Genomic DNA, 9,230 nt, shown 5'->3' with positions numbered 1-9,230 from the left:
ACCTTGGGCTTGGGCGTGGAGCCCAGGATGTCCTCCAGCACCTCCGCTCCGTCGGCACCCGACTCATTGGGCGGCGGCGGCGGCAGGTCCCAGTCCAGCGTCGGCGGCGCGGGCGGACGCGGCGGCGTGGGCGCGCGCGCGGCGGCCGGAGGAGGCGGCGGCGTGGGCAGGATGTCCGGCGAATCGTCCTCGTCCATGTCCATCGGTTCAGCCTCCACGATGTCCAGGGGCTCGCCCCGGCCTCTCGCCAGTGCCTGCTCCAGGTCGTCCGGCGCGGCGACGAACACCTTGAGCGGCTTGCGCAGCTGGAAGCGCAGCTCGTCCACCAGCATCAGGTTGCCCGGGTCTTCCACCGCGACGTGGATCTTCTCGCTGCGGCCGTCCTGCTCCGAAGCGAAGAGGAGCACCCGGTGCTCGGTCTGGAAGTCCATGGACACCAGCGAGGCCACCGCATGCGGGATGTACTCGGGGAGCTCCACGAACGGCAGCTCGTGCTGCGCCGCCAGCGCCCTCGCGATGTCCCGGCCGGTGCACAGGCCCATGGACACCAGCACCTCGCCCAGCTTGCGGCCCTGGCCGCGCCGTCCGGACGCGAGGGCCTGCTTCACCTGCTCGTCCGTCACCACTCCGGCCTGGACGAGGAGTTCACCAATCTTCTTGCGCATGGCCGGGGGCTACCGCTTGACCTTGGCGAGGTATTCCTCGCGGGAGAAAACGCCCTTCTCGATGAGCAGCTCCACCATGGCCTTCAGCGCCGCGACCTCCTTGCGCTGGACCTCTTCCACGCTCTTGAGCAGCTCCGCGGGGCTGCCGGAGGCCGCGCGCGGGGCCTCCGCCGGCGGGGCCTGACGGGGAGGCGGCGCGGCGGCGGGCTTGGGGGACATGGCGACGGCGGCGGCCGGGTCCAGGTCCTTGAGGTTCTTCACGACGGTGCGGCCCTGCGCGTCCACCACCTTGAAGTTGGTGTCCGCGTCCTCCAGCTCCGCCGTCTCCTCGTAGAGGCGCGCGAACGCCCGCGCCACGGAGGTGCGCCCCGCCACGTTGGCCACGATGCGGCACTTGGACAGGGCCCGCAGCTCGTCCAGCACGCGCACGTTGAGCGGGTCCGACATGGCGACCACCAGCGTCTTGCCGTCGTCTCGCAGCTGCAGCGGCACCACGGAGAAGTCGCGCGCCGTCTGCGCCGGAATCTTGGCCTTCACGTGCGGCGGGACCATCTGCACGGAGTCCAGGTTCACCGCCGGCATGCCCAGCTGTTTCGACAGGGCGCGCACGAGGATGTCCTCGGAGACGAGGTTCATCCGGACGAGGATCTCGCCCAGCTTCCCGCCCCACTTGGCCTGCTCGGCGAGCGCCGCCTTGAGCTGGCTCTCCTGCAGGACGTTCGCCTTGATCAGCAGTTCTCCAAGCTTGATCTGTGCCATGTCGTGCGCGCCATAGTACCCGGTTTGCGCCGGGACGCTGCCTTTCGACGCCTGGAAGCTCAGGAACCCGGCGCGGGGGGCGGCTGAGACACCGGCCCCTCCGGGCGGACCTCCTGGCCCCGCGCGTCGACGTCCACCACCTTCGCCCCCTCGGGCGCGCCCATTTCATAGAGCGTCAGGTCCGGGCGGCCGTTGAGGCGGATGTCCGTATACTTCAGGTCCAGCTTCGTGCCCGCCGAGGCGGCGACCAGGTGCACCTTGTTGGGAAAGAGCTGGTCGTCCCGCAGCTCGAAGTCCTCGAACGCCAGGTCGTAGCCCGGCACGCCCCGGACCTCGCTCTTCACCACGCGCAGGTGCTTGGGATCCACGCGCAGTGTCTGCGTGGCCGGGCCCCGCTGGAGCTTGAGCACGTACACGCGCTCCTTCTCGTCCAGCTCCAGGGTCATGGACTCCGGCGGCAGGAGGGGGACCTGCCCCAGCATCACCGCCACCAGCTCCTCGCTCGGCAGGACGACAGGCAGGAAGCGGGACACGTTCTCCGCGCTGGCCGGGCCCTGGAGGTACGTGTTCTCCCGCGCCTGGTAGATGCCGAAGCGCTCACCGTCGGACACGAGCGAGGCCACCGGGCGGTTGAAGAAGTCGTACGTCTCCAGGTGGATGAGGGCCGGACGGGTGATGGAGAGGTACGTGGAGAGGGTTCCGCTGCCCTGGGGCGAGTCCACGTGCAGCTTGGCGTCACCCTCCAGGTTCACGACCTTCGCCTGCCGCTCGCGCACGTGCTGGTAGAGCGTCTGGGCGTCCTCGATGCGGCCCTCCGGACCGAACTCGAGACGTTTGGGGCAGGCCGAACAGAGGAGGACCAGGAAGATTGCGGCGGCTGCGCGGTTCATATGTCCTAGTGTGAGCCAGGGCCGCCTGCCCGGTCATCCATCATGAGCCTGAACGATCTACTTCATTACCTTCGCCTGGGCGGCGTCACCCTCGCCCTCCTCCTGGGCGCCTCCGTGGTGGCCCTGGGCGTGGCCATCGAGCGGCTCATCGCCCTCTGGGGCGTGAGCGAGCGCTCCCGCAACCTGGGGGAGATCGTCCAGAAGCACCTCCTCCGGGGTGACATGGCCGCCGCCCGCACCGCCGCCGAGCGCTCCGACGCCGTGGCGGCCGACATCTTCCTCGCCGGGTTCGACCGCTGGGAGCGCTCCCGCTCCACGGGCGGCAACGGCATCGAGACCGCCGTGGAGCGCGAGCGCGCCCAGGTAGGGCTCAAGCTGCGGCGCAACCTGTGGCTGCTCGCCACCATCGGTTCGACGACGCCCTTCGTGGGCCTCTTCGGCACCGTGGCCGGCATCATGCGCTCCTTCAAGGACCTGGGCGTGGACGTGGAGGCCGGCGGCACCGGCGGCTCCGCGGCCGTGATGACGGGCATCTCCGAGGCGCTCGTCGCCACCGCCGTGGGCATCCTCGTCGCCGTGCAGGCGATGGTCTTCTACAACTACTTCCAGGCCCGGCTGTCCCGCGTGCTGGTGGAGCTGCGCCTGCTGGGCGACGAGTTCTCAGAGGTCCTCAAGGAGCGCTCCGCCGGCGGCCCGCTGCCGGAAGCCACGCCGCCCCCGCGCGAGGGCGCCACGCCCCCGGCTTCGCAGCCCGCCTCGTAAGGAGACACGCCCACCATGGCCATGGGAAAGACGCCCGGCACGGGTGACGACGAGGTGGAGGGCGCGGGCTTCGCGGAGATCAACATCACGCCGCTGGTGGACGTGATGCTCGTGCTGCTCATCATCTTCATGGTGACCAGTTCGGTCATCACCCAGCAGGGCCCGGGCGGCGGCGCCAAGGCGGGCCTCAAGGTGAACCTGCCCAAGGGCGGCGCCGCGGACGTCACCGCGCGCACCACGGACCTGTCCGTGGCGGTGCTGGCGGATGGCCGCTTCGTGCTCGCGGGCAACGTCGTCGCGGAGGCCGAGCTCAAGCAGGCCTTCGACGCCGCGAAGAACCAGAACCCCGACACCGTGGTGATCGTCCAGGCGGACGAAGGCGTCCCCCACGGCACCGTGGTGCAGGTGATGGAGCTGGCGAAGAAGGCCGGCCTCGCGCAACTCGCCATCGGCGTGCGCGAAGGCGACTAGGCTCGACTCGCACTCGCAAAGCAAAAGGCCCCCCGGCGCGTCACGTGCCGGAGGGCCTTCTTCATTTCAGGACTTCAGCTGCCGGCTCAGACGCCGCCGAACGCCGCGTCGGTGATGTCCATCGGGGACGTGTCCTCGGTGGCGATGAGGCGCGCGGCGTACTCCACGTTGGGCAGCACGTTGCGCGCGTACCACAGGGCGCTGAACTTCTTGCCCTCGTAGAACGCCTTGTCCGGGTGGTCGGCGGCCACGCTGGCGGCGGCCTTCTCCGCGATGACGGCCGCGTCCAGCAGCAGCCAGCCCACGGCGACCTCGGACATCATGTTGAGGAAGCGGTTGGCGGACAGGGGGATGAGCGGGAAGCGGCCCGCGTCCTGCGACCAGCCGAACAGCGCCATCGCGCTGGACATCAGGCCTTCCTGCGCGCCGGCCAGCGTCTTCACGGCCTCGCCCAGCACCGGGTGCTCGCGGTGCGCTTCCACGAAGCTGCCCACGTCGCCCATGAACTGCTGGAAGTGCGCGCCGCCCGCCTGGCCCATCTTGCGGCCCACCAGGTCCATGGCCTGGATGTGGTTGGTGCCCTCGTAGATGGAGAAGATCTTCGAGTCGCGCGTGTACTGCTCCACCGGGTAGTCCTGGATGTAGCCGGCGCCGCCGTACACCTGGATGGCCTGCGCGCAGAGGCGGAAGGCCTGATCCGAGCCGTAGGACTTCACCAGCGGCGTCAGCACCTCCACCTGGCCCTTGTGGTAGGTGGCGGCGTCGTCGTCCTTGCCCGCCAGCTGCTTCGCCTTGTCCAGGTGCATGGCCAGCTTGATGACCAGCGCGCGGATGCCCTCCACGTGCGCCTTGATGTCCAGCAGCATGCGGCGGACGTCCGGGTGCTCGATGATGGAGGCGCGCGGCGCGGACGGGTCCTTCCACTTGGTGAAGTGGGAGCCCTGCTTGCGGTCCTTCGCGTAGTCGAGCGCGTTGTAGTACGCGGCCGATGCCAGGCTCACGCCCTGGATGCCCACGGCGATGCGCGCGCCGTTCATCATCTTGAACATCTGGCTCATGCCCACGTGCTCGACCGTGCCCACGAGCTCGCCCAGACAGCCGTCGTTCTCACCGAAGTTGAGGACACACGTGGCCGAGCCGTTGATGCCCATCTTGTGCTCGATGGACGCCACGGTGACGTCGTTGGACTGGCCCGCGGAGCCGTCCTCGTTGATGCGCAGCTTGGGGACGATGAACAGCGACAGGCCCTTGGTGCCCACCGGCGCGCCGTCAATGCGCGCGAGCACCAGGTGGATGATGTTCCCGGCCATGTCATGGTCGCCGCCGGAGATGAAAATCTTGGTGCCCTTGATGCTGTAGGTGCCGTCCGCGTTGCGCTTCGCGGTGGACTTGGCGGCGCCCACGTCGGAGCCCGCGTGCGGCTCGGTGAGGCACATGGTGCCGCCCCACGTGCCGTTGAGCATGCGCTCCACGAACTGCTTCTGCTGCGCGGGGGTGCCACACTCGGCGATGACTTCCGCAGCGCCGAACGCCAGGCCCGGGTACATGTTGAAGGCCGTGTTGGCGCCGGAGAGGATCTCCTCCACCGTCACCTGGAGCATCATCGGCGCGCCCTGGCCGCCGTGGTCGGGGCTCACCGCCACCGTCTTGAAGCCCTGCTCGTAGAGCTTGCCCCACGCGTCCTTGAAGCCCTTGGGCGTGTAGACCGAGCCGTTCTCCACCCGGCAGCCCTCACGGTCACCGACCGAGTTGAGGGGCCCCAGCACCTCGCGCGCGAAGCGGTACGTCTCCGTGAGGACCGCCTTCGCCTCGTCCGGGCCCCAGGCGTCGTAGGGGGCCGTGCCCGCCACCTGGCCGAAGCCGAACTGCTCGAACAGCGTGAAGAAGATCTCTCGAAGGTCGGTCTTGTAGGTGTTGATGCCGGCGGACATGGCCACTCCTGCGTAGGGGCTCGCTGCCTGCCTGCTTCCCGCAGGGCGGGAAAAAGTAAGGGTCAGCGGCCCATGTGACGCAGGAAGTGTGGCGTCGACTGATTTTTGAGTCAACCCAAGATGACACCCCGCGTTGACGAGCGGTCGAAGCCGCCCTTCTCGAACGCGGGAATTCGCCTTGGAACGCCCCTGGAAAGCCTACTTCTTGGCCTTCTTCGCGGCCGGGAGGGACGCCGTCTTGGCTGCTGGCTTCTCCCGGGGGGCGGTCTTCTTGGACGAGGCGCCGGAGCGGGGCTCGTCCGTCTCCTCGTCATCGTCCTCGTCGTCCTCGTCCCGGTCGCGCTCCGGGGCGGCGGGCGGCGACGCGCTGGTGGCGGCCTCCGGGGTGGCGGGCGCTGGGACGACCAGGCTCTCGCGGGGCACCTCCACCACGATGGGGGACTGGCCGGAGCGCTGCCGGTTCTCGTCCTCCAGCGAGTAGAAGAGCTGGATCTGCGAGCCGCCCTTCATGACGAGCTCGCCCTTCTGGTTCTCCGCCCAGAGGTCGATTTCGACGAAGTACCGGCCGCCGGAGCCGTGGCGGTCGCTCACGCGGCCCTTGCAGACCACGGTGTCGCCCGGCCACACCATCTTGATGAAGCGGACGTTGTAGCGCCGCAGCTGGCCGCCGCGGGCCCAGTCGCTGATGAGCTGGCCCAACATGCCCATGACGAGCATGCCGGGGGCGTAGACGGACGGCATGCCCACGCTCTTGGCGTAGAGCTCGTCCACGTGCACGGGGTTGTAGTCGCCGGAGGCGCCCGCGTAGCGCGACAGCTGGACGCGGTCCACCGGGGCCTTGGCCAGCGCCGGCAGCTCGTCACCGACGCGGATGGATTCGAAGTAGAGCTTGCGCGCGGGCATCAGGCGTTCTCCTTGGCGGCACGCACCACGAGGGTCCGGCGGGCGCGGAAGACGAGGTTGCCCTCTTCGTCCCGGCCTTCGTCCTCGATGACCGCGATGTCCATCTTGCCGGACATGCCCGGCCGCTCGAAGACGTCCGACACGCGGGTGGACACGTAGATGCGGTCCCCCGCGAAGATGGGCCGCTCGTAGTCGAAGCCCTGCTCGGCGTGCAGCAGGCTCTTGATGCCCACCCCCAACAGTTCCCGGAGGTCCGCGGCGGAATGGAACGACGCGGGAAATGTGGGCGGCGCGACGATGGTGGGGTAGCCCGAGGCGCGAGCGTACTCCTCATCGTAGTAGATGGGATTGTAGTCGCCGATTGCCTCGGCGAAGCGCCGGATGGCGCCCTTCTCCACCTCGTTGAGCGTCGGCGGCGAGGCGCGGCCAATCGCATTCTTGTCCAGCATTTCCCTCTCCTGATGAGTCTTCAGCGTCCTGACGGAAGCTCGAGCACCGTCAGGAGCCCGGCCTCCGCGGCCGTCAAACGTGGCGCGGCATTCACCAGCGCGTTCGCGGTGGCCCGGTCGCCCGCCACTCCCCCCGGTATCTCCAGCACCAGCTTTGGATCCGCGTCGATTTCGATGCGATCCCGTGGGTTGTCCGCCCCTACCGCGATGGTCAGCTCCAGGCGGACCCGCTCCTGCCCCTCCTCCAAACCCACCACGGACTGGAACATGCCCGCGACGCGGCCTTTCTTCACGACAAATGCGCCGCCGGTGATGTCCTCCTCGGCGAACACGGGAGTCACTTCCTCCTCGAAGTCGTCACAATCCAGCCCCAGCCCCACCGCCGCCAGCGCCGCGGACTCCACCAGCCCCACGTGGCCCAGCTCCTCGCGGTCCACCAGGTCGAAGAACTCCTCCTCCGTCAGGCCCGCGCCCACCTTGCGCTGCAGGGCCTCACGGCGCGTGCGTGCGTCCACCACGCGGCTGGCCGTCACCTTGCGCACGGGGCCGCACACCTGACCGGCGGTGGCCACCAGGCGGTCCAGCACGAAGCCCGGGTTCACGCCCGTGCCCACGATGGCGACGCCCGCCTTCTCGGCGGCGCGCTCCAGCTTCTCCGCCAGCTCCGGGTACTTGAGGTGCGGGAACGCCAGCTCCTCGCAGGTGCTGGCCACCGGCAGGCCCAGCTTCAGCGCGTCCAGCAGCTGGTCCATCACCTGGGCGAGCCGCGAGCTGGTGGCGTGCAGCACCACCACGCCCTTGCGGCGCCCCACGGCCTTCTCCAGCGAGTCCGAGACCTTGAAGCGCGGGCCGGCCAACCCCAGCACGTCGCCCAGGGGACGACCCACCAGGGAGGGCTGCGAATCCACCGCGCCCATCAGCTCCACTTCGGGGGACGACAGGGCAGCCCTGGCAATCTCCTGCCCGATGAACCCCAGCCCCATCACCACCACCGGCACCGGCCCATCAGGGGCTCTAGCCATCGGAGATTGCTCCCGAATTCCAAGGGGTTACAGCCATTTACGTTGGGTAGGAGGCCACCATAGAACACGGCTCGACGGGCAGGCAAGCAGGACGTGGAGTCCCGCGACCACCCGTTAGGGGGAAACTTCAAGAATTCCGGCAGTTTGGCGGCACTGGAAAGCTTGGGGGGGCCTGTCTGCCCGCATGCGGACCCGCTATAAGAGACTGAGAAAAACGCAGCCCACTCGCTCGGAGCGTATCAGCCCATGGCCCGAATCCTCGTGGTGGACGACGACGTGCTCATCCTCGCGGCACTGTCCCGGATCCTCCTCGCGGAGGGTTACGAGGTCGTGACACACAGTGACCCGGTGGTGGCGGCGCGGGAGCAGGGGTTCGACGTCGTCCTGACGGACTTCATGATGCCGTACCTCAACGGCATCGAGCTGTTGTCGGCACTGCGGGAGAAGAACCCTCGCGCGGTGCGGCTGATGCTGACGGCGGCGGCGGACTTCAAGACGGCGTCGGAGGCGGTGAACCGGGGCGAGGTCTTCCGGCTCCTGGGCAAGCCGTGGGCGCTGAGCGAGCTGACCAGCAGCGTGCGGCAGGCCATCGAGCACCACCGGCTGGTGGCGGCCAACGAGCGGCTGACGCGCGAGGTCGCGGAGAAGAACGCGGAGCTCCTGGCCATCAACGAGGGGCTGGAGCGCCGGGTCATCGAGCGAACCACGGGGCTGCTGGACGGGCTGATCAGCGCGCTGGACTACCGGGACACGGAGACGCAGTGGCACTCGCGGCGCGTGTCGCTGTACGCGCGGCGGCTGGCGCAGGAGATCGGCCTCACCGGGCCGGCGCTGGACGTGGTCGAGCAGGGCGCGCTCCTGCACGACATCGGGAAGATTGGCGTGCGGGACTCCATCCTGCTCAAGCCCGGGCCGCTCACGCCGGACGAGTGGGTGGAGATGAAGCTGCACCCGGAGTTCGGCTACCGGATGCTGGCGAAGATGCCGTACCTGCACGAGGCGGCGCTCATCGTCCTGCAGCACCAGGAGCGCTGGGACGGCAAGGGCTATCCGATGGGGCTCAAGGGCGAGGAGATCGTCATCGGGGCGCGCATCTTCTGCCTCGTGGACACGCTGGACGCGATCACCTCCGACCGGCCCTATCGCAAGGGGCGCCCCATGAGCGTGGCGCGCGACGAGGTCCGCCGCTGCGCGGGCACGCAGTTCGACCCGATGCTCGCGGAGGCGTTCCTCGGCCTGCCGGAGACGGAGTGGGCCCGCATCCGCCGCGAGGTGGAGGCGATGGAGGAGGCGGAGAGCCACCGCTGGACGGGCGCGAAGCTCAACGCCCAGGGCGAGCCCGTGCCCGCGCGCGCCGCCGGGGCCTGACGCGCGAGAG

The 9,230-nt window shown here is 69.2% G+C and carries 10 protein-coding genes; 3 read left to right on the top strand and 7 right to left on the bottom strand.

Going from position 1 to position 9,230, the window contains the following annotated elements; translation table 11 throughout:
• From D7V80_RS26265 to D7V80_RS26255, 3 genes are all read right to left on the bottom strand, one after another.
• The coding region (locus tag D7V80_RS26265; RefSeq protein ID WP_120590771.1) for a general secretion pathway protein GspE at positions 1 to 665 on the bottom strand (665 nt) is incomplete at its 3' end.
• 9 nt (positions 666 to 674) lie between these two features.
• Positions 675 to 1,424, bottom strand: a complete 750-nt coding sequence (locus D7V80_RS26260) for a general secretion pathway protein GspE (RefSeq protein ID WP_014397665.1) — start codon at positions 1,422 to 1,424, stop codon at positions 675 to 677.
• Between the two features lie 59 nt (positions 1,425 to 1,483).
• Positions 1,484 to 2,314: a DUF4292 domain-containing protein gene (locus D7V80_RS26255; RefSeq protein ID WP_120590770.1), complete on the bottom strand. Its 831-nt coding sequence runs from the start codon at positions 2,312 to 2,314 to the stop codon at positions 1,484 to 1,486.
• Positions 2,315 to 2,356: 42 nt separating this feature from the next.
• Between D7V80_RS26255 and D7V80_RS26250 the strand changes: the two genes are divergently transcribed.
• Both D7V80_RS26250 and D7V80_RS26245 read left to right on the top strand, forming a co-directional pair.
• Positions 2,357 to 3,076, top strand: a complete 720-nt coding sequence (locus D7V80_RS26250) for a MotA/TolQ/ExbB proton channel family protein (protein WP_120590769.1) — start codon at positions 2,357 to 2,359, stop codon at positions 3,074 to 3,076.
• A gap of 15 nt (positions 3,077 to 3,091) precedes the next feature.
• Positions 3,092 to 3,547: a biopolymer transporter ExbD gene (locus D7V80_RS26245; protein WP_120590768.1), complete on the top strand. Its 456-nt coding sequence runs from the start codon at positions 3,092 to 3,094 to the stop codon at positions 3,545 to 3,547.
• An 86-nt stretch (positions 3,548 to 3,633) separates the two neighbouring features.
• Here D7V80_RS26245 and D7V80_RS26240 read toward each other — a convergent pair whose 3' ends face one another.
• From D7V80_RS26240 to D7V80_RS26225, 4 genes are all read right to left on the bottom strand, one after another.
• Entirely contained in the window at positions 3,634 to 5,478 is a 1,845-nt protein-coding gene (locus D7V80_RS26240) for an acyl-CoA dehydrogenase (RefSeq protein ID WP_120590767.1), read from the bottom strand.
• A 198-nt stretch (positions 5,479 to 5,676) separates the two neighbouring features.
• Positions 5,677 to 6,381: a MaoC family dehydratase gene (locus D7V80_RS26235; RefSeq protein WP_120590766.1), complete on the bottom strand. Its 705-nt coding sequence runs from the start codon at positions 6,379 to 6,381 to the stop codon at positions 5,677 to 5,679.
• Complete coding sequence (locus tag D7V80_RS26230) at positions 6,381 to 6,830, bottom strand: MaoC family dehydratase N-terminal domain-containing protein (protein WP_014397671.1); 450 nt, start codon at positions 6,828 to 6,830, stop codon at positions 6,381 to 6,383. Before D7V80_RS26230 ends, D7V80_RS26235 begins: the two co-directional genes overlap by 1 nt.
• A gap of 20 nt (positions 6,831 to 6,850) precedes the next feature.
• Complete coding sequence (locus D7V80_RS26225) at positions 6,851 to 7,852, bottom strand: dihydrodipicolinate reductase (RefSeq protein WP_120590765.1); 1,002 nt, start codon at positions 7,850 to 7,852, stop codon at positions 6,851 to 6,853.
• 246 nt (positions 7,853 to 8,098) lie between these two features.
• Here D7V80_RS26225 and D7V80_RS26220 point away from each other — a divergent pair, with 246 nt between their 5' ends.
• The gene (locus tag D7V80_RS26220) at positions 8,099 to 9,220 is read left to right on the top strand and encodes an HD domain-containing phosphohydrolase (RefSeq protein WP_120590764.1); all 1,122 of its coding nucleotides are present in this window, start codon (positions 8,099 to 8,101) and stop codon (positions 9,218 to 9,220) included.
• Positions 9,221 to 9,230: the final 10 nt, after the last annotated feature.

Origin of the sequence: Corallococcus sp. CA054B, assembly GCF_003611625.1 — a bacterium.
GTDB classification, from domain to species: Bacteria; Myxococcota; Myxococcia; order Myxococcales; family Myxococcaceae; genus Corallococcus; species Corallococcus coralloides.
This window is presented reverse-complemented; position numbering and strand designations above follow the sequence as displayed.